At 71.2% G+C, this 20,098-nt stretch carries 12 protein-coding genes and 1 rRNA gene; 3 read left to right on the plus strand and 10 right to left on the minus strand.

Features of this window, described 5'->3' with window-relative positions:
• Positions 1-87 precede the first annotated feature (87 nt).
• Positions 88-204 (plus strand): 5S ribosomal RNA (gene rrf, locus AC1DYZ_RS04725).
• A gap of 309 nt (positions 205-513) precedes the next feature.
• Here rrf and glgB read toward each other — a convergent pair.
• The 3 genes from glgB to AC1DYZ_RS04740 all read right to left on the minus strand — a co-directional run bounded on the left by glgB (position 514) and on the right by AC1DYZ_RS04740 (position 6,353).
• A complete protein-coding gene (glgB, locus tag AC1DYZ_RS04730; protein ID WP_477064053.1) occupies positions 514-2,697 on the minus strand; it encodes a 1,4-alpha-glucan branching protein GlgB in 2,184 nt (727 codons plus the stop codon).
• 82 nt (positions 2,698-2,779) lie between these two features.
• Complete coding sequence (locus AC1DYZ_RS04735; RefSeq protein ID WP_477064054.1) at positions 2,780-3,634, minus strand: LacI family DNA-binding transcriptional regulator; 855 nt, start codon at positions 3,632-3,634, stop codon at positions 2,780-2,782.
• Between the two features lie 193 nt (positions 3,635-3,827).
• Positions 3,828-6,353, minus strand: coding sequence for a glycoside hydrolase family 2 protein (locus tag AC1DYZ_RS04740; RefSeq protein WP_477064055.1), 2,526 nt, complete (start codon positions 6,351-6,353; stop codon positions 3,828-3,830).
• Between the two features lie 230 nt (positions 6,354-6,583).
• On the opposite strand from AC1DYZ_RS04740, the gene AC1DYZ_RS04745 reads away from it, so the two are divergent.
• Positions 6,584-8,713, plus strand: coding sequence for an alpha-galactosidase (locus AC1DYZ_RS04745; RefSeq protein ID WP_477064056.1), 2,130 nt, complete (start codon positions 6,584-6,586; stop codon positions 8,711-8,713).
• A 46-nt stretch (positions 8,714-8,759) separates the two neighbouring features.
• Here AC1DYZ_RS04745 and AC1DYZ_RS04750 read toward each other — a convergent pair whose 3' ends face one another.
• The 3 genes from AC1DYZ_RS04750 to AC1DYZ_RS04760 are packed head-to-tail and all read right to left on the minus strand — an operon-like array spanning position 8,760 to position 11,896.
• Positions 8,760-9,584 carry a carbohydrate ABC transporter permease gene (locus tag AC1DYZ_RS04750; RefSeq protein ID WP_477064057.1) on the minus strand — a complete coding sequence of 275 codons (825 nt, stop codon included), beginning with the start codon at positions 9,582-9,584 and terminating at the stop codon, positions 8,760-8,762.
• Positions 9,581-10,555 carry a carbohydrate ABC transporter permease gene (locus tag AC1DYZ_RS04755; protein WP_456823912.1) on the minus strand — a complete coding sequence of 325 codons (975 nt, stop codon included), beginning with the start codon at positions 10,553-10,555 and terminating at the stop codon, positions 9,581-9,583. The genes AC1DYZ_RS04750 and AC1DYZ_RS04755 overlap by 4 nt, the downstream gene beginning before the upstream one ends.
• 12 nt (positions 10,556-10,567) lie before the next feature.
• Positions 10,568-11,896, minus strand: a complete 1,329-nt coding sequence (locus AC1DYZ_RS04760) for an ABC transporter substrate-binding protein (protein ID WP_477064058.1) — start codon at positions 11,894-11,896, stop codon at positions 10,568-10,570.
• A 205-nt stretch (positions 11,897-12,101) separates the two neighbouring features.
• Between AC1DYZ_RS04760 and AC1DYZ_RS04765 the strand changes: the two genes are divergently transcribed.
• Positions 12,102-13,343, plus strand: a complete 1,242-nt coding sequence (locus AC1DYZ_RS04765) for an ROK family transcriptional regulator (protein ID WP_477064059.1) — start codon at positions 12,102-12,104, stop codon at positions 13,341-13,343.
• Here AC1DYZ_RS04765 and AC1DYZ_RS04770 read toward each other — a convergent pair whose 3' ends face one another.
• The 4 genes from AC1DYZ_RS04770 to AC1DYZ_RS04785 are packed head-to-tail and all read right to left on the minus strand — an operon-like array spanning position 13,344 to position 20,082.
• Entirely contained in the window at positions 13,344-14,594 is a 1,251-nt protein-coding gene (locus tag AC1DYZ_RS04770) for a maltokinase N-terminal cap-like domain-containing protein (protein WP_477064060.1), read from the minus strand.
• On the minus strand, positions 14,591-16,366 hold the full coding sequence (gene treS / locus AC1DYZ_RS04775) for a maltose alpha-D-glucosyltransferase (RefSeq protein ID WP_477064061.1): 1,776 nt from the start codon (positions 16,364-16,366) through the stop codon (positions 14,591-14,593). Before treS ends, AC1DYZ_RS04770 begins: the two co-directional genes overlap by 4 nt.
• A complete protein-coding gene (locus AC1DYZ_RS04780) occupies positions 16,363-18,420 on the minus strand; it encodes an alpha-1,4-glucan--maltose-1-phosphate maltosyltransferase (protein WP_477064062.1) in 2,058 nt (685 codons plus the stop codon). The genes treS and AC1DYZ_RS04780 overlap by 4 nt, the downstream gene beginning before the upstream one ends.
• 15 nt (positions 18,421-18,435) lie before the next feature.
• Entirely contained in the window at positions 18,436-20,082 is a 1,647-nt protein-coding gene (locus AC1DYZ_RS04785; protein WP_477064063.1) for an FAD-binding dehydrogenase, read from the minus strand.
• Between the last annotated feature and the right edge of the window lie 16 nt (positions 20,083-20,098).

The raw sequence follows: 20,098 nt of genomic DNA on the forward strand, positions 1-20,098 counted from the left end.
TTCACCACTTCATTCATTGCTTTGCTACGCGTCCACTGTGCGGTTCCCGAGAGACGAACGGGAACCCGTTTGACAACTCGACAACGTTACGGCGGTCATAGCGAAGGGGAAACGCCCGGTCCCATTCCGAACCCGGAAGCTAAGCCCTTCAGCGCCGATGGTACTGCACTCGCCAGGGTGTGGGAGAGTAGGACGCCGCCGGACATCATTCAGGAGAAGCCACCCCTACGGGGGTGGCTTCTTCTGTTTCTGCCGCAAGAACGCGTGCGTATTCTGTTTCTCTAAAAGGAACAGGTGTGGACTATCGGGCCATTCCTTCGGGATGGCCCGTTTGCGTTTCCAGGCGGCGGATGGGCCGCTCCTGCCGGCGCAGGGCGGGAGTCAAGGACGCTGCGCCCGGGACATGCGTCGATGAGCCCGACATGCCGTCAACGAGGAGTGACGAAAAGGGGAGCCCGAGGGCTTCCCTTGTCGTCGTGCGATCCGGTTGGCCAGCCGGCCCCTAAGCGGCGCTCAGCGGACGGCCTCGAAGACGACCACGCCCAGCGGGGGGACGCGGATCGAGGCGGAGTACGGGCGGCCGTAGTGGGGCTCGGGCAGGGCCTCGATCTCGCCGAGGTTGCCGACGCCGGATCCGCCGTAGGACTCGGAGTCCGAGTTGTAGATCTCGCGCCAGCGTCCGCCGCGGGGGAGCGCCAGGCGGTAACCCTCGTGTGGGACGCCGGCGAAGTTGATGACGACGGCGACCGGCGGGGAGTCGGAGCCCTTGCGCAGGTACGCGAGCGTGTTGCGGAACGCGTCGTCGGAGTCGATCCACTCGAAGCCGTCCGGCGTGTGGTCGAGCTGCCAGAGGGCCGGCGTCTCCTTGTAGACCCGGTTGAGGTCGGCGACAGAGCGTAGGACGCCCTGGTGGGCGGGGTCGTCGAGCGCGTGCCAGTCCAGGGAGTGGGCCTCGGTCCACTCGGTCTGCTGCGCGAACTCGCTGCCCATGAAGATCAGCTGCTTGCCGGGGTGCGTCCATTGGTAGCCGAGCAGGAGTCGCACGCCGGCGAGCTTCTGCCAGTGGTCCCCGGGCATGCGCTCATACAGGGAGCCCTTCCCGTGCACGACCTCGTCGTGACTGATGGGGAGCACGAACCGCTCGGAGTAGGCGTAGACCATCGAGAAGGTGATCTCGTTGTGGTGGTAGCGCCGGTGGATGGGTTGCTCGGCCATGTAGCGGAGGGTGTCGTTCATCCAGCCCATGTTCCACTTCAGGCCGAACCCGAGGCCGTTGCCGTCGGTGGGGGCGGTGACGCCGGGCCAGGCCGTCGACTCCTCGGCGATCATCATGATGCCGGGGGTTCGCCGGTAGGCCGTGGCGTTGGCCTCCTGCAGGAACGAGATGGCGTCCAGGTTCTCGCGGCCGCCGTACTGGTTGGGCCGCCACTGACCGGGCTTGCGGCTGTAGTCGAGGTACAGCATCGAGGCGACGGCGTCGACGCGCAGGCCGTCGACGTGGAACTCCTCGAGCCAGTAGGTGGCGTTGGCGACGAGGAAGTTGCGGACCTCGGAGCGGCCGAAGTTGAAGATGTACGTGCCCCAGTCGGGGTGCTCGCCGAGCAGCGGGTCCGGGTGCTCGTACAGCGGGGTGCCGTCGAACTGCGCCAGCGACCACTCGTCCTTGGGGAAGTGAGCGGGCACCCAGTCGACGATGACGCCGATGCCCGCACGGTGGAGGGTGTCGACGAGGTAGCGGAAGTCGTCCGGGTGGCCGAACCGGGAGGTCGGCGCGAAGTAGGACGACACCTGGTAGCCCCACGAGCCGCCGAACGGGTGCTCCGCCACCGGCATCATCTCGACGTGCGTGAAGCCGAGCGACGCGACGTGCTCGGTCAGCTGGTGCGCCAGGTCCCGGTAGGACAGGCCGACGCGCCAGGAGCCCAGGTGGACCTCGTAGACGCTCATCGGGGCCGTGTGCGGGTCGTGCGTGCCGCGGGCGGTGAGCCATGCGTCGTCGGACCACTGGTACGTCGACTCGACGACGACCGACGCCGTCGCGGKCGGCACCTCGGTGCCCTGCGCGAGGGGGTCCGCCTTCTGCCTCCACGAGCCGTCGTGGCCGAGGATCTCGAACTTGTACCGTGCGCCGGCCCTGACGTCGGGGGCGAAGACTTCCCAGACGCCGCTGTCGCCCAGCGAGCGCATGCTGTGCGAGGCGCCCTGCCAGTAGTTGAAGTCGCCGACCACGCGGACGGCGCGGGCATTGGGGGCCCAGACAGCGAACGACGTGCCGATGACCTCGCCGAGCTCGCCGGGGTAGCGGCGCACGTTGGCGCCGAGGACGGTCCACAGCTGCTCGTGGCGACCCTCGCGGACGAGGTGGCGATCGAGCTCCTGCACGGTGGGCAGGAACCGGTACGGGTCGTCGACCACGGAGGCGTGGCCGTCGTACGTCACCTCGAGCCGGTAGTCGGGCACGTCGGTGCCGGGCAGGACCGCGACCCAGATGCCGTCCTGCTCGTGCCGGGCGGCCACGCGCGAGGTCGATGTCACGACCACGACGGATTCGGCCAGCGGCCGGAGCGTGCGGACGGTGACCCCGCCGCCCCCGACGTGCGGGCCGAGGACGTCGTGCGGTGCGTAGGACGCCCCGTGGGCGACGGTGCGAAGGGTGTCGACGTCGACGGGGACCGGGGACGGTGCGGCCGGGCTCATCCCCCTACCCAACCACCCGCAGGGGGCGAGCGCAGGATGGTCGGCCGGGTGACCTGCGTCTCAGGGCATATCCGGGCATTCTTCACGCGTCGTCGGCGGGTGCTGTGGTCGTGGTGCCGCGGGTGACGAGGCGGGGCAGGGGGGCCGTGTACGAACGGACCGTGCCCGAGGCGAGCAGGTTGAGCACGCAGTCGGCGACCTGCACCCCCATGGCGTGGACGTCGAGGCTCATGGCCGATAGCGCCGGGTGGGAGAGACGGCAGAGGGCCGAGTCGTCCCAGGCGAGCAGGGAGAGGCGCTCGGGGACCGCGACGTCCATCTCGTGCGCGACGCCGAGGCCGGCGACGGCCATGACGTCGTTGTCGTAGATGATCGCGGACGGCGGTGAGCCGCGGCCGAGCAGCGCGCGGGTGGCGCGGGTGCCGGACTCCTCGCCGTAGTCGCCCTCGACGACCGTGCCATGGGCGCCCAGCCGGTCGCACTCGCCCGTGAACGCCTCGGTGCGGGCCTGGGTGTGCGCGAGCCCGCGCGGGCCGCTGACCCGCGCCAGCCGGCGGTGGCCCAGGCCGACCAGGTGCTGGACGGCGGTGCGCATGGCCTCGGCGTTGTCGATCCAGACGTTGGCGAACGGCAGGTCGGGACGCGGTCCGCCCACGACGACCGTGGGGATGCCGAGCTCGCTCAGCACGTCGAGGCGGGAGTCCTCGAGCGCCACGTTGACGACGACGACGGCGTCGACGAGGTTGCCCTCGCCCCATCGGCGGTAGGTGCGGATCTCGGCGTCGTGGTCCGGGACGACGTGCAGGAGCAGCGAGCGGCTCTCGCCTGCCAGGGACTCCTCGATGCCGCCGACGAGCTCCATGAAGAAGGGCTCGAAGCCGAGCATCCGTGCAGGTCGGGCGAGAACCAGGCCGACCGCGTCGAGACCTTGCGTCATGCTCGCGAGCGTACCTGCGCCACGCAGGGCATCGCGGCGGCGGTGGGGTGACGTCACGCGCGCGGCCTCCTCGGCGGCGAGGGACTCAGGCGCGTGACTGGATAAGCTCGCGCGCGCCGACCCCTCGGCGGCGACGGAATCAGGCGGGCGACCGGGCGAGGTCACGCGGACCGACCCCTCGCCTGCGAGGGAGTCAGGCGGGCGACTGGGTGAGGCCACGCGCCTCCACCTCTGAGGCGCGACGGACGACGACGTCGTTGGCGGACCGGAGCACGGGTGCGCGCGTGAGCTCGGCGGGGTCGAACGTGCCGCGGGTCCGCACGTGGAAGGACGCCGTGGCGCCCGCGGGGATGTCGACAAGAGCGGTGTCGACGCGGGCCTCGGGGTCCAGCCGGTCGACCAGCAGGGTCACGTCGCGGGCGAGGGACGACGCCGTGACGTCCACGCGGTAGCCGTCCTGGACGGGCGTCACCGAGGCGCGCAGGGGCGCGGGGTCGAGGGCGAGGTCGATGTCCTCCGCCCATGGGTGCACCGTCTGGAGAGCGCCCAGGCGCACCACGAGGACCTCCTGCGCGGGGTCGACGGGCGTCGCCACCGTGGTCGGCAGGGCGAACTGGCCGACGGACCAGGCGCCCACCGCGAGGGCGAGGTCCTCCTCGGCGAGCACCGTGCCGTCGAGCCGCTGGCGTGACAGCCGCACGATGCCCTGCCAGATGGCGGCGGTGTCGTTGACGACCGCGAGCACCTCGCGACCGTCACGCGGCTGCACGGTGAGCAGGCGGGCGGCGTAGGCGGCCTTGAGGGCGTACCAGAGGGGCTTCGGGCGCTCGTCGCCGTCGATGGCGGCCCACGACGTGACCGGCCAGCAGTCGTTGAGCTGCCAGACGATCGCGCCGGCGGTCCGCGGCCACCACGAGCGGTAGTGCTCGATCGCGAACCGCACCGCGCGCGCCTGGTTGAGCTGGGTCGCCCAGTGCCAGTCGGCGAAGTCGTCGGGGACGCCCAGGTGGGGAGCGAGGCCGCGGTCGAGCTTGCCGTTGCCGTCGTCGGCCTTCTGGTGGAGCAGGAACGCCGGATCGTCCTTGGTCAGCGGCCCGCCGTCGACGGCGTGCACCGCCCGGGTGAGCGTCGCCCACGTCGGCGGGCCCTGGAACCCGAACTCGGAGCAGAAGCGGGGGACCTCGTCGCCGTAGACGGTGTAGTCGACGCGGTTCCAGACCTCCCACTGGTGGTGGGTGCCGTGGTCGGGGTCGTTCGGGTGGATCGCGGTGAGGGCGGCGCCGGGGGAGTACGGGCTGCCGTCGGAGTAGGGGCGGGTGGGGTCGAGCTCGGCGACGATGCCCGCGAGCAGCTCCGTGGCGTACCGGTAGCCCCAGGTCCGGCCCTGGAGCTCCTCCTGCCAGCCCCAGTCGAGGAAGCCCCAGAGGTTCTCGTTGCCGCCGTTCCACAGCACGAGCGACGGGTGGGGGGTCAGGCGCGCGACGTGCTCGCGGGCCTCGGCCTCCAGCTCGTCCCAGAGCGGCTGCTCCTCGGGGTAGGCCGCGCAGGCGAGGAGGAAGTCCTGCCAGACGAGCAGGCCGCGTTCGTCGCAGAGCTCGTAGAAGTCCTCGGACTCGTAGATGCCCCCGCCCCAGATGCGCACGAGGTTGAGGTTGGCGTCGACGGCTTGGTCCAGTCGGTGCGCGAGGCGCTCCCGGGTGATCCGGGTGAGCAGGTGGTCGTCGGGGATCCAGTTGGCGCCCTTGACGAAGATCGGTCGCCCGTTGATGCGGAACGTGAACGCGGTGCCGTCCTCGTCCGTGCTGGTGTCGAGCTCGACCGTGCGGAAGCCGATGCGCCGGGTCCACGTGTCCAGCGGCTGCTCGGTATCCGGGCCGACGAGCGCGACGACCAGCTCGCTGAGCGGCTGCGCGCCGTGGCCGACCGGCCACCACAGGGGAGCGTGCGGGACCTCGAGGTCGACTACGGCCGAGTTCGCGCCGCCCGGCACGGTGACGGAGACGTCGGCGCCGGCCACGCGGGCACGCACCTCGACGGCCACGTCACCGCCCGGCAGCCCCGAGCGCTCGATCTCGACGTGCACCGCGACGTGCCCGGTGCCCGTCGCGTCGACGGTGACCAGCGGGCGGACCGCGGCGAGGCGCGCGACCGACCAGCGCTCGACGCGGACCGGTCGCCACAGGCCCGCGGTCTGCAGGTCCGGTCCCCAGTCCCAGCCGAACGAGCAGGCCATCTTGCGGACCATGTTGAACGGCTGGTCGTAGGCGAGCGGGCGCGGACCGAGCCGGGCGGCCTCAGCCTCGGCGTGCACGAGGGCGGACGTGAGCAGGACGCGCAATTGCTGGGTGGTGGGCCGCAGCAGGTCGCGGACGTCGAAGCGGTAGGAGCGGTGCTGGTTGGCGGTGCGGCCGATCTCGTGACCGTCGAACGTGAGCGTGGCCACCGTGTCGATGCCGTCGAACACCAGGTCGACGCGCTCGTCGGTGGCTGCGGGGGCGAGGTCGAGGTCGCGCTCGTACGCCCAGTCGGTGCGGCGCATCCACGCGAGGTCCTCCTCGTGGCGGTCGAGGTAGGGGTCGGGGATCAGGCCGGCCTCGAGCAGCGCCGTGTGGCTGGTGCCGGGCACGCGGGCGCGGACACGGCGGCCGACGATATCGGCCGGGACGGGGCCGGCGACAGCGGTCAGGGACCAGCCGTCGTACAGGTCCTGGGTGTTCATCCTCGAGCTCCTGGGTCCGGGGGTCCGGCGTGTGCCCGCCGCATCCTTGCGACGGGCAGCGTCGGCACCTCGGGGAGGGGCCGAACTTCTGGCAAGTACCCGATGACCATTCTTAGACAACTGAATAAAGTAAGTCAATGACGCCGAGACCAAGCCTCGGCCCGTAGCGTTCAGGGGCGCGTCCAGCGCATCCGACCCGCCAGCCCGTTCCGGACCAGGAGACACCCGCCGTGACCGACAGCGCCACCCTCGACACCCTCGTCCACCTGCGCGCCGCGGGAGTCAGCGTCGTCGTCGACCTGACCGGCGGCGCGCTGCCGCGAGTCCTGCACTGGGGGCGCGACGTCGGTGACGTCGACCTGTCCGTGGCTCGGCGCGCATGGCGGCCCGTGCCACACGGCTTCCCGGTGGACGGGGAGGTCGAGATCGCCGTGCTGCCCCAGGAGTCGGCCGGTTTCCTGGGGACGCCGGGCCTCGTCGGCAGCCGCGCCGGGCAGGACTTCTCGACGCGGTTCGTCGTGCGCGCGCACTCCGTCGTCACGGCCGACGACGGGACGCAGCGGCTCACCGTCGACGCGGGCGACGACGCGGCGCGTCTGGGGCTCACGCTCGTGCTCGAGCTCACCGCGCAGGGGCTCGTCCGTCAGCAGGCGGTGCTGACCAACGAGGCCGACGAGGTCTACGGGCTGGACGGGCTGCTGCTCACCCTGCCGGTGCCGTCCGCGGCCACTGAGCTGCTCGACTTCACGGGCCGGTGGGCGCGCGAGCGCAGCCCGCAGCGGACGGCGTTCAACCACGGCACGCGGCTGCGCGAGAACCGGCGGGGGCGGACCGGCTACGACTCGGCGTTCGTGCTCGTCGCCGGCACCGCGGGCTTCGCGAACCGCACCGGCGAGGTGTGGGGCCTGCACACGGCGTGGTCGGGCAACCACCGTTCGCTGGCCGAGCGCAGCCACTACCACCACGGCCTGCTGGGTGGCGGCGAGCTGCTCGGGTCCGGCGAGGTGCGGCTGGCCCGTGGCGAGTCGTACACGAGCCCGTGGGTGTACGGGTCCTGGGGCGTCGGGCTGGACGCGCTCGCGGACCGGTTCCACGCGTGGATGCGTGCGCGCCCGCAGCACCCGCGCTCGCCGCGGCCCGTCACGCTCAACACGTGGGAGGCCGTCTACTTCCAGCACGACCTCGGGCGGCTCACCGCCCTGGCCGACGCCGCGGCCGGCGTCGGCGCCGAGCGCTTCGTGCTCGACGACGGCTGGTTCGGCGACCGCCGTGACGACACCCGGGCGCTGGGCGACTGGTACGTGTCGGCGGACGTCTGGCCCGACGGGCTGCACCCGCTGGTCGAGCACGTGACGGGGCTCGGGCTGCAGTTCGGGCTCTGGGTGGAGCCGGAGATGGTGAACGCCGACTCCGACCTGGCCCGCGCGCACCCCGACTGGATCCTGCGCGTGCCGTCGCGGCTGCCCCGGGAGGCACGGCACCAGCAGGTGCTCGACCTCGCGGTGCCGGAGGCCTTCGCGTACATCCTCGAGCGGCTCGACGCGCTGCTCACCGAGTACGCCATCGGCTACCTCAAGTGGGACCACAACCGGGACCTGGTCGACGCGGGGCACGGGGGAGCGCCCGGGGTGCACGGGCAGACGCTCGCCGTGTACCGGCTGCTCGACGAGCTGCGCGCGCTGCACCCGGGCGTCGAGATCGAGTCGTGCTCGTCGGGCGGTGCGCGCGTGGACCTCGAGATCCTGCAGCGGACCGACCGGGTGTGGGCCAGCGACTGCATCGACGCCCTCGAGCGGCAGCAGATCCAGCGGTGGACCAACCTGCTGATCCCGCTCGAGCTGGTCGGCGCGCACATCGGCTCCGGCACCGCGCACAGCACCGGACGTCGGCACGAGCTGTCCTTCCGGGCGGCGACCGCATTGTTCGGGCACCTCGGGATCGAGTGGGACCTGCAGGAGGCCGACGAGCAGCAGCGCGCCGAGCTGGCCGCGTGGATCGCGCTCTACAAGGAGGTGCGCCCGCTGCTGCACACAGGCGCCTCCGTGCACGAAGACGTCGTCGACCCGACCGCCGCCGTCCACGGCGTGGTTGCGCAGGATCGCGGGGACGCGCTGTTCGCGATCGCGACGACGGGTCGGTCGATCGAGACCCCGCTGCCGCGCGTCGCGCTGCCGGGGCTCGACCCCGACGCGCTCTACGACGTGCGCCCGCAGGCGCCGGGCGACGCGGTCGCGCTCGCGCCGGCGTGGTGGACGCCCGAGGGCGTCCGGCTCCCCGGTCGACTGCTTTCCGAGGTGGGCCTCGAGGCCCCGCTGCAGGCGCCCGAGCGCGTCGCGCTGATCCGGGCGACGCGGGTCTGACACGACGACGGGGCGGCCGGTCGGCCGCCCCGTCGTCGTCATCGGGCTACTTCGTCGCGCCCGACGTGAACCCGTTGTAGATGTACCGCTGCAGGAACAGGAAGAGCACCAGGATCGGCACGATCGTGATGACCACGCACGCGCAGATGGCTTCCCACTGCGAGCCGTACGGCCCCTTGAACGCGAAGAGCGCCGTGGAGATCGGGAGCTTGTCGGGATCGTTGAGGTAGAGGTACGGCAGGTAGAACTCGTTGTAGATGCCGATGCCCTTGATGATGACGACCGTCGCGATCGCGGGCTTGAGGTTGGGCAGGATGATCTGGAAGAAGATCCGCAGGTGCCCGGCACCCTCGATCATCGCGGCCTCATCCAGTGAGCGCGGGATGCTCCGCATGAACTGCACGAAGATGTAGATCGAGACGATGTCCGTGCCCATGAAGAGCAGGATCAGCGCCCAGCGCGAGCCGTAGAGCCCCAGGCCGTTGATGATCTGGAACGTCGCGACCTGCGTGGTGACACCCGGCACGAGCGTCGCCAGCAGGAACATGAGGAGCACGAGGCTGCGTCCCCGGAACCGGAAGCGGTCCAGCGCGTACGCGGTGCCGGCGCCGATGAGGATGGTGCCCGCGATGGCTGCGCCGAAGATGAGCGCGGTGTTGAAGAACGCCAGCGCCATGCCGCCCTTGGTGAACGCCAGCACGTAATTGTCGAAGTTGAACCAGCTGTCGGGCGGCTGGAACGGGTTCGTCGACAGGAACTCCTGGTTGGTCTTGAAGGACCCGAACAGGATGAGCCCGAGCGGCAGCAGCGTGACGATCGAGGCGACGACGAGGGAGACGTACTTGGCGGTGCTGGTGGCTGCGACCTTCACGTGAGGTCCACCTCCTCCTCCGGGACGAGCCGGCGCTGGAGCCAGGTGACCAGCAGAACGAACACCAGGAGCACGACGGCCATCGAGGACGCGAGCCCGACCATGTTGCGCTGGAAGGCCATCCACAGGGTCCGTAGGACGAACGTCTCCGTGCCGTTGGCGCCATTGGTCATGACGAACGGGATCTCGAAGACGGACAGCGAGCCGGAGATGCCGAGGATGAAGGCCAGGCCCACGATGGGTCGGATCGACGGCAGGATGATCGACCAGAACTCGTGCCAGCGGTTGGCGCCGTCGAGCGCGGCCGCCTCGTAGATCTCCGAGTTGATGGACTGGATCGCGCCCAGGAACATCACGAAGGTCAGGCCGGTGTACCGCCAGACGGAGACGGCCGCGAGCGAGAAGTTGGCGATGTCCGGGTCGCCGGTCCACTGGTGGATGAGGCTCTCGAGCCCGGTCTTCATGAGAACCGTGTCGAGGCCGCCGCCCGGCTTGAGGAAGTTGAGGAAGATCAGCCCGATCGCGACGCCGTTGATGAGGTACGGGAAGAACAGGATGCCCTTCCACATGTTCTTGAAGCGCACCTTGAACGACAGGATCGTCGCGAAGTAGAGCGCGAGCGCCATCTGCACGAGCGAGCCCACGATGTAGAACAGCGAGACGTAGAACACCCGCAGGTTGTCGGGGTCMGTGAACACGTTGATGTAGTTCTCGAGCCCGATGAAGTTCTTGGTCTTGTCCAGGCCGTCCCAGTCGGTCACCGAGTACCAGAACATGTTGACGACGGGCGTGTACGTCAGAAGCAGCAGCAGCCCGACGGGGACGAGCAGGAACAGGTAGGGCGTGAGTCGGCGGTACCACGCGGAGCGGCGGCCCGCCCCACCCGGAACGTTCCGGGTGGGGCGGGCCAGCTCGGGCTCGGTCGCTACGGCCGTGGCCCGGCTGGCGTAGCTGGAGGATGAGGTCGTCATGGTGCGTTGAACTCAGGCGCCGGCGTCGGCGCGACCCTTGGCCCACTTGGAGTTCAGGTCGTCGAAGATCTGCTCCTTGGTGCGGTCACCGGAGCGGGCGTCGTCGATGATCTGCAGGCGGTACTTGGGGTCCGTGGTCACGATGCCCGACGCGGTGTCGATGTCCGCGAACAGCGACTCCTTGCCCTCGGGGGCCGGGTTCATGGTGATGAGCTCGACGCTGTCCATGAAGCTCTTGAGGGCATCGGGGACCGGGCCGTCGGCGAGGGGCGAGAGGCCGACCTGGGACTCCGAGTAGCCCGAGTCGTGGTTGAACCAGTCGATCCACGCGCGAGCGGTCGCCTTGTTCTTCGAGTGCACGTTGATGCCGAGGTTGTAGTCGCCGCCGGCCACCGTGTGGAACTTGCCGTCCACCTGCACCGGGGTCGGCATGTAGGCGATGTCCGCGGGATCGGCACCTGCGGCCTCCGCAGCCGCGGCCATCTGCGGGATCGCCCACGAGCCGAGGACCATCGTGGCGATGTCGCCGACGCCGATCTGGCGCTTGGAGCCCTCCCAGTCCGTCGTGGTCGGGTCCGCCTCGGTGAGGCCCTCGGCGACGGCGTCGAAGATGGTGCCGTCGATGACTCCGTAGTCGGAGTCGTCGGTCCACGGGGTGTCCGTCTGCGCCATCTTGTTCAGGGCGTCCGGGTCCGCGGTCACCGCCCCGCGCCAGCCGTCCCACTGCGAGAGCGTCCAGCCGTCCTTGTAGTTGGTGTAGAGCGGGGCGACCTTGGCGACGCCCTTGTCCTTGATGGCCTGCAGGTCGTCGAGGAACTCCTGCGGGGTGGTCGGGAACTCGGTGATCCCCGCCTCCTCCCACACACGCTTGTTGTAGAGGATGCCCTGCACGTTGCCGACGACGGGGATGCCGTACGACTTGCCCTCGAAGGACTTGTCGTTGAGCCAGTTGTACTCCTTCTGCATCTCGGCGAGGTCGCCGAGCGGCTCGAAGAAGTCGCCGAACTGGTCGGGAGTCACGGAACCCGGGATGGCGAGGACGTCGCCGTAATCGTCGGTGTTCATCCGCGTCTTGACGGTGCCCTCGTAGTCCTTGACCCCCTCGACCTTGACGTCGGTGACGTCGGGGTACTTCTTCTTGAACTCCTCGACGTACTTGTCGAACGTGCCGTCCTCCACGAGGTCGGTGCGCCAGGTCAGGACGTTGAGCTCCCCCGAGGGGGTGCCGTCGTCGTTGCCCCCGCCGCTGTCGCCGCCGCCAGAGCAGGCGGCCGTGAGGGCCAGGATCGAGCTGGCAGCCGCGACCGCGATGAGGCGGGTGCGTCGCTTCTGAGGGAACATCGTTGATCCTCTCGTCGTGCCGGCACCTCCGCGTGCCGACCGGGGTCTGATGAGGCAGGGCCACTCGGGACCGAGGGGTCTTGCTCCCGTGTGGCATTCTTAGGCAAGTGAACAAAGTAAGTCAACGGGCGTGTCTTGGGAGTCTGCTCCCGTTCCCGGATCGTTATGGTGTGCGACGAGGGGGACACCCCACGGAGGAGGATCAGTGAGCGGCTCGCAGCCGGGCCTCGGCGCCGCGCACGCCAGCAGCAGGTCGGCGATCCTCGACCTCATCCGGGCGGCGGGCACGATCAGCCGCGTCGAGCTCACCCGGGCGACCGGTCTGACCGCCGCCACGATCTCCACGGTCGTGCGCCGGCTCATCGACGACGGCCTCGTGCTCGAGGTCGGACGGGCCGAGTCCACGGGCGGCAAGCCCCGCATGCTCCTGCAGCTCGACCCGTCGGCCCGCTACGCCGTCGGCGTGCACCTGGACCACGCCGGCATCACCTACGTCATCGCCAACCTGGGCGGTGCGATCGTCGCCCGGTGGCGGCGGCCCGGCGCGGGGTCCGACGACCCGCGCGAGGTGGTCGCCCGCATCGCCGCGGAGATCCGCACCACCGTCACGCGCGTCGGCGTCGACCCCACCCGCATCCTCGGGCTCGGCGTGGTCTCGCCCGGGCCGATCTCGTCGTCGACCGGCATGACCCTGACCCCGCCCGTGATGCAGGCATGGGCAGAGTTCCCGCTCGCCGACGCCCTCGAGGACGCCGTCGGGCTGCCCGTGCTGCTGGACAACGACGCGACCGCCGCCGCCATCGGGGAGTACTGGTCCGGCGGGATCGCCACGGGGTCCGCGTTCGCGGCGCTCTACATGGGTACCGGCATCGGCTCCGGGATCATCGTCGACGGCACGGTCTACCGAGGATCCAGCTCCAACGCCGGCGAGGTCGGGCACATCTGCGTCGACCTCGACGGGCCGCAGTGCTGGTGCGGCAGCATCGGGTGCGTCGAGGCGCTGGCCGGCCCCGCGGCCGTCGTCGACGCGGCCCGCGACGCGGGCGTCGAGCTGGCCGGACGCAACGTCGCCGAGAACTTCGGGTCTCTCGCCCGCGCAGCCAGCCGCGGCGAGGCGCTGCCGATGGAGCTGTTGCAGCGGTCGGCCCGGTACCTCGCGGTCGCCGCGCAGACGCTGGCCAACGTGCTCGACCTCGAGCTGGTGATCCTCACCGGTCCGGCGTTCGCGCTCGCGGGCTCGCTGTACCTGCCGGAGATCGAGCGCCGGCTCGGGCAGTCCTTCTTCGCGCGCGGCAGCCATCCCGTGCGCGTCACCATCTCCTCCAACGCGCCCGAGGCCGCCGCCGTCGGCGCCGCCGCGCTGGTGCTGCAGAGCGAGCTCGCGCCGCGACAGGCGGGCGTGCGGATGCCGCTGGAGCTGCCGCTCGAGGTCACCGCCGGCGCCTGATCAGCCGGCCAGGCGCTCCAGCCCGGCGATCGGGATAGGCAGCCACGACGGGCGGTTGCGCGACTCGTAGACCGCCTCGTAGAGCGTCTTGTCCAGCTCGAGGGCGCGCAGCAGGGTCTGGTCCCCGCCGCCGTACCCGCGGAGCAGGCCCGCGCGGGCGGCGGCCGCCCAGGCGGCGGCGTCGGCCCCTGTCAGCCCCCCGACGGCCGCGGCGTAGTCGATCGAGCGCAGCAGCCCCGCCACGTCGCGCAGCGCCAGGTCGGGCCGGGTCCGCTGCGCGAGGGGTGCCAGGGGCTCGCCCTCGAAGTCCATGATGAACCAGGTGTCGTGCGAGCGGAGCACCTGGCCGAGGTGCAGGTCGCCGTGCACGCGCTGGCGCGGGGGCGCCGACGACAGGGCGCGCACCTCGGCGACGACCCGGGCGACGCCGTCGGCGAAGCGCGTGAGCGACGGCACCGCCGAGAGTGCCCACGAGAAGCGAGCCGCGACCGCGCGGGCGACCTCCTCGGGGCCCTGGTCGCCGACCTCGACGCCGTACGCCCGGACGAGCGCCTCGTGCATGGTCGCCGTGACGGCCCCGAGGGCGGCGGCGGGGTCCTCGAAAGGCTCCCCCCGACCCGCGTACGCGCACGCGAGCTCGAACCCGTCCTCGGCGGCGTCGACGAATGCGGCGAGCACGCCGAGGTAGCCCGTCACCGGCTCTCCGTCGTGGCCGGGCCACTCGCCCTGCAGCCATGCCAGCGGCGCCGGGACGTTCTGCCAGCCGACGTCCACGAGGTGGCGCGGGACGTCGACGTCGGGGTTCTCGCCCGCGGCGACGGCGCGCAGCACCTTGAGGATGCCGGGCCGCGCACCCGGCAGGATCACGGAAGTGTTGGACTGCTCGCCGGAGACCGCGCGGGCCCGGGAGACGTCGACGTCCGCGCCGGGCCCGTCGGCGGCGGCGAGCCAGGCGGTCAGGAACGCCGGATGGTCGGCGCCGTCGAGGACGCTGCGGCCGTCGAGGACGCCGAGCCCGCCGTCCGCCGCGCCGTCGGCCAGGACCAGCGGCACCTGCAGGACGGCGTCGATGGATCCCGCCCGCGCCCGGACGAGCAGGACGGTCACGTCGGGGGCGAGCGCGAACGACGCGACCGCCGACAGCTCCGCCGACTGGCCCTTGGCGGGGAACCAGCGCTTCGTCGGCAGCCACTCGCGCACGACGTCGAGCAGGCGGGCGTCGTCGGGGGTCTTGCGGGCGACCAGGCTCACGGGGCGGTCAGCTCCAGCCAGTAGAAGTCGCGCGACCCCAGCGTGAAGGACGCGGACCCGTCGGCGGCGATGGGGGTGAACGGCGCCCCGCCGAACACGTCGCGCGTCGTCCAGCGCGCCCGGTCCGGGAGCTTCACCGTCGCGGCGCGCGCGGTCGACGCCATGTTGGCGACGACCAGGATCGTCTCGTCGGCCGTATGCCGGCAGAACGCGAGGACCGACTCGTTGTCGCACTCCAGGACCTCGAACTCGCCCGCTCCCAGCGCGGGGTGCTGCCGCCGGACGGCAAGCATGCCGTGGACCCAGTGCAGCAGCGACGTCGGCTGCGCGAGCTGGGTCTCGACGTTGGTGTGGCTGTAGTGGTGCACCAGGGACTGGACCAGCGGGAGGTACAGCTTGCCGGGGTCCGCCGTGGAGAATCCCGAGTTGCGGTCCGGGGTCCACTGCATCGGCGTGCGCACGGCGTCGCGGTCGGGAAGCCAGATGTTGTCGCCCATGCCGATCTCGTCGCCGTAGTACAGGCACGGGCTGCCGGGCAGGGACAGCAGGAGCGCGTGCGCGAGCTCGATCTCCTTGCGGGAGTTGTCCAGCAGCGGGGCCAGGCGGCGTCGGATGCCGACGTTCGCGCGCATGCGGGAGTCGGGCGCGTACCACCCGTACATGGACGCGCGCTCCTCGGTGGAGACCATCTCGAGCGTGAGCTCGTCGTGGTTGCGCAGGAAGGTGCTCCACTGGGCGCCGTTGTTGGGGATCGGCGGCGTGTCGGCCAGGATGTCGATGATCTGCGTCGCCCGCTGGTCGCGGATCGAGTAGTAGATGCGCGGCATCACCGGGAAGTGGAAGCACATGTGGCACTCCGGCTCCTCCTCGGTGCCGAAGTAGTGCACGACGTCCTCGGGCCACTGGTTGGCCTCGGCCAGCATGATGCGGCCGGGGAACTCGTCGTCGATCATCTTGCGGACCTTGCGCAGGAACGCGTGCGTCTCCGGCAGGTTCTCGCAGTTGGTGCCCTCGGCCTCGAACAGGTACGGCACGGCGTCGAGCCGGAAGCCGTCCACGCCGATGCCCAGCCAGTAGCGGCCCACGTCGAGCATGGCCTCGACCACGCGCGGGTTCTCGAAGTTGAGGTCGGGCTGGTGCCCGAAGAAGCGGTGCCAGAAGAACTGGCGCCGGACGGGGTCGAAGGTCCAGTTGGACGTCTCCGTGTCGACGAAGATGATGCGCGCGTCCTGGTACTTCGTGTTGTCGTCGCTCCACACGTAGAAGTCCCCGTACGGGCCCTCGGGGTCGGAGCGGGACGCCTGGAACCACGGGTGCTGGTCGCTGGTGTGGTTCATCACCAGGTCGACGACGATCCGCATGCCGCGGGCGTGCACCTGCTCGATGAGCTCGGTGAAGTCGGCCATGGTGCCGTACTGGCCCGCGATCGCGGTGTAGTCGGCGACGTCGTAGCCACCGTCGCGCAGGGGGCTGGGATAGAACGGCGGCAACCACAGGCAGTCGATGCCGAGCCACTGCAGGTAGTCGAGCCGGTCGATCAGGCCGCGCAGGTCACCGCTGCCCTGGCCCGAGCTGTCGGAGAACGTGCGGAGCATGACCTCGTAGAACACCGCGGTGCGGTACCACTCCGGGTCGTCGGACAGCCCGGTCGTGTCGGGGGCGGGGTGCGGGAGCACCGGGGTGCGCCGTCCCGGCAGCACGATCTGGGAGGTCGTCGGCGCGGGCTCCCGGGCGTGACGCCCGATGGGCGGCGTCAGCGGTGTCTCGGTCACGGCGCCACCAGGTGGACCACGTGCGCGGCGCGGATCATCGGGTTGAGCTTGACGTAGACCGAGGACCCCCACTCGTACGTCTCCTCCGACAGGACGTCGTGCGCGACGACCGGGCGGCCGGTGTCCAGCCCGTACGCGTGCAGGTCCAGCTGGACCGAGCCCTCGCGGGTGTTCCACGGGTCGAGGTTGACGATGACGACGATCGTGTCGGCCCGCCCCGTGGGCGAGTGCTCGGCGTCCAGGTGCTTGGAGAACGCGACGAGCGCGTCGTCCGACGTCGGGAGCACGCGCAGGTTGCGCAGCTGCTGCAGGGCCGGGTGCGCGTGCCGGAGCTCGTTGAGCCGGCCGAGGAGCAGGTTGATGCCGATGGCGTCGGCCTTGGCCCAGTCGCGGGGCTTGAACTCGTACTTCTCGTTGTCGATCTGCTCGTCGACGCCCGGCCGCGGCACGTCCTCGACCAGCTCGTAGCCCGAGTAGATGCCCCACGTCGGGGCGCCCAGCGCGGCGAGGACGGCCCGGACCGCGAAGCCCCGCACGCCCGTGGCCTGCAGGTACGGCGGCAGGATGTCGTGCGTCGTCGGCCAGAAGGCCGGCCGCATCCAGGCTCCCTGGTCACCGGAGACCTCGGCCAGGTACTCGGTGATCTCGTCCTTGGTGTTCCGCCAGGTGAAGTACGTGTACGACTGGTGGAACCCGATCTTGGCGAGCGTCTGCATCATCGCCGGCCGCGTGAACGCCTCGGACAGGAAGATCACGTCGGGGTGGTCGGCGCGCACCGACTGCAGGATGCGCGCCCAGAAGTCCAGCGGCTTGGTGTGCGGGTTGTCCACCCGGAACAGCGTCACCCCGTGGTCGATCCACACCTGCAGGACCCGGCGGATCTCGGTGTAGATCCCCTCGGGGTCGTTGTCGAAGTTCAGCGGGTAGATGTCCTGGTACTTCTTCGGCGGGTTCTCGGCGTACGCGATGGTGCCGTCCGCGCGCGTGGTGAACCACTCCGGGTGCGCCGTGACCCAGGGGTGGTCGGGCGAGCACTGCAGCGCGATGTCGATCGCGACCTCCATGCCGAGTGCGCGGGAGGCCGCGACGAAGCGGTCGAAGTCGTCGAACGTGCCGAGCGTCGGCTCGATCGCGTCGTGGCCGCCGGCGGGCGAGCCGATCGCGTACGGGGAGCCGGGGTCGCCCTGGTCGGAGTAGAGCGAGTTGTTGCGGCCCTTGCGGTGCGTCGCGCCGATCGGGTGCACCGGGGTCAGGTACACGACGTCGAACCCCATGCCGGCGATGCGCGGCAGGTCCTCGGCGGCGGTGCGCAGCGTCCCGGAGACCCACGCGCCGATCTCGGGGTCGTACCGGGCGCCCTGCGAGCGCGGGAAGATCTCGTACCAGGCGCCGGCCAGGGCGAGCGGCCGCTCGACGACCAGCGGGTACGACGGGGACCGGGTCACGGAGTCGCGCAGCGGGGTCTGGGCGAGAGCGGCGTGCACCGCGGCGGACAGGCCGGCCGAGAGCCGCTGGTGGGGCGTGTCGCGGACGTCGCGCAGCGCGTCGACCGCGTCGCGGAGCACCCGCACGGCCTCGTCGGGCATCGCCTGCTCGCCCGTGCGCCCGGCGGCCCGCTCGAGCAGGAGCGCGCCCTCGGTGAGCATGAGCTCGACGTCGACGCCCGCCTCGACCTTGATCTCGGCATCGTGCGCCCACGTGCCGTACGGGTCCGACCAGCCCTCGACCCGGAACGTCCAGTCGCCCTCGCTGGTCGGCACCAGCCGGGCCTCGAAGCGGTCGAGACCGGGCGCGATGTCGACCATCCGGGCGCTCGCCACGTCGACGCCCGAGGGGTCCGTGAGCACCGCGGTGGCCCCGACGGCGTCGTGCCCCTCGCGGAACACGGTCGCCCTGACGGGCACCGCCTCGCCGACCACCGCCTTCGCCGGGAACCGCCCGGCCTCCGCGACGGGAGAGACGTCCACGATCGGGATGCGGCCGACGGACGTGCCGAGGGGCGCAGGGGGAATCGTCACGGTCCCGAACCTATCCGTAGGTCCAGGTCGGGGCATCCGAAGCGCGCCGACTCACGCTCCCAGTGCGCGCCCGACGGTCCGACCCGTGAACAGGCAGCCGCCGAGGAACGTGCCCTCGAGCGCGCGGTGCCCGTGCACCCCGCCGCCGCCGAACCCGGACGCCTCACCGACCGCCCACAGGCCGGGCAGCACCTGGCCGTCGGGGCGCAGGACGCGCCCCTCGAGGTCGGTGTGCAGGCCACCGAGGGTCTTGCGCGTGAGAACCGAGAGGCGGACCGCCAGCAGCGGGCCGTGCTCGGGGTCGAGCAGGCGGTGCGGCTTGGCCACGCGGATGAGCTTGTCGACGATGTACCGCCTGGCCATCGCGGTCGCGATCACCTGCAGGTCCTTGCCCAGGCCGGTCTCCACCTGCCGGTCGCGGGCGACGATCGTGCGCTCGAGCGCCTCGGCGTCGATGCGGTTCGTGCCGGACAACGCGTTCATCTTCGCGGCCAGCTCGGCCGGGGTGTCGGCCCAGAGGAACTCGTCCGACTTCTGCGCGAACGTCTCGACTGGCCCCACCGCGCCGGGCTTGACCCGCTCGAGCAGCAGCTTCATGTCCTTGCCCGTCAGGTCCGGGTTCTGCTCGGAGCCGGACAGCGCGAACTCCGACCCGAGGATCGTCTTGTCCAGCACGAACCACGAGTGGTCGTCGCCACGGGACGTGATGTGCGTCAGCGCGCCGAGGGAGTCGAAGCCCGGGAACAGCGGGACCGGCAGGCGGTGGCCGTCGGCATCGAGCCACAGACTGCTGGGGCCGGGCAGGATGCGGATGCCGTGCTGGGACCACACCGGCGAGTGGTTGGTGATGCCCTCGGGGTAGTGCCACATGCGGTCCTCGTGCACCACGGCGGCGCCGGACGCCTTCGCCGCGGCGATGCCGGAGCCGTCGACGTGGTCCGGCACGCCGGAGAGCATGCGCGCGGGGAGCCGGCCCGCCGACGCCGGCCACGTGGCGCGGACCAGCTCGTGGTTGGCGCCGATGCCGCCGGTGGCGACGACGACCGCGCTCGCGGAGATCTCGAAGGGCTGGGCGACCTCGCGCGAGCTGGGCACGGCGCGCTCCACCGGGTCGGCGACGAGCACGTCGCCCCGGACGCCCGTGACGCGGCCGTCCGTCGTCACCAGGTCGGTCACGCGGTGCCGGAACCGCACGTCGACCAAGCCGTCGCGGCGCGCGTCGAGGAGCGCGCGGACGAACGGCTCGAGGATGCCGGGACCGGTGCCCCAGGTGACGTGGAACCGCGGGACCGAGTTGCCGTGGCCCTCGGCGAGGTACCCGCCGCGCTCGGGCCACTGCACGAGCGGGAACCAGCGCACGCCCTTGTCGTGGAGCCAGGGCCGCATGTCGCCGGCGGCGAAGTCGACGAACCCCTCGGCCCAGGCGCGGCCCCAGCGGTCGGAGCCGTCGGTCGAGAAGTCGGCGGAGCCGAGCCAGTCCGCGAGCGCGAGCTCGGCGGAGTCCTTGACGCCGAGGCGGCGCTGCTCGGGGGAGTCGACGAGGAACAGGCCGCCGAACGACCAGAAGGCCTGGCCGCCCAGGCTCGCGGCGGGCTCGGCGTCGAGCAGCGTGACCCGGCGGCCGGCAGCGACCAGCTCGGCGGTGGCGACGAGACCGGCGAGGCCTGCGCCGACGACCACGACATCGGAGTGCGTCATGGCTCGTACGGTACGC

This window comes from Cellulomonas sp. P1_C4 (assembly GCF_056406355.1).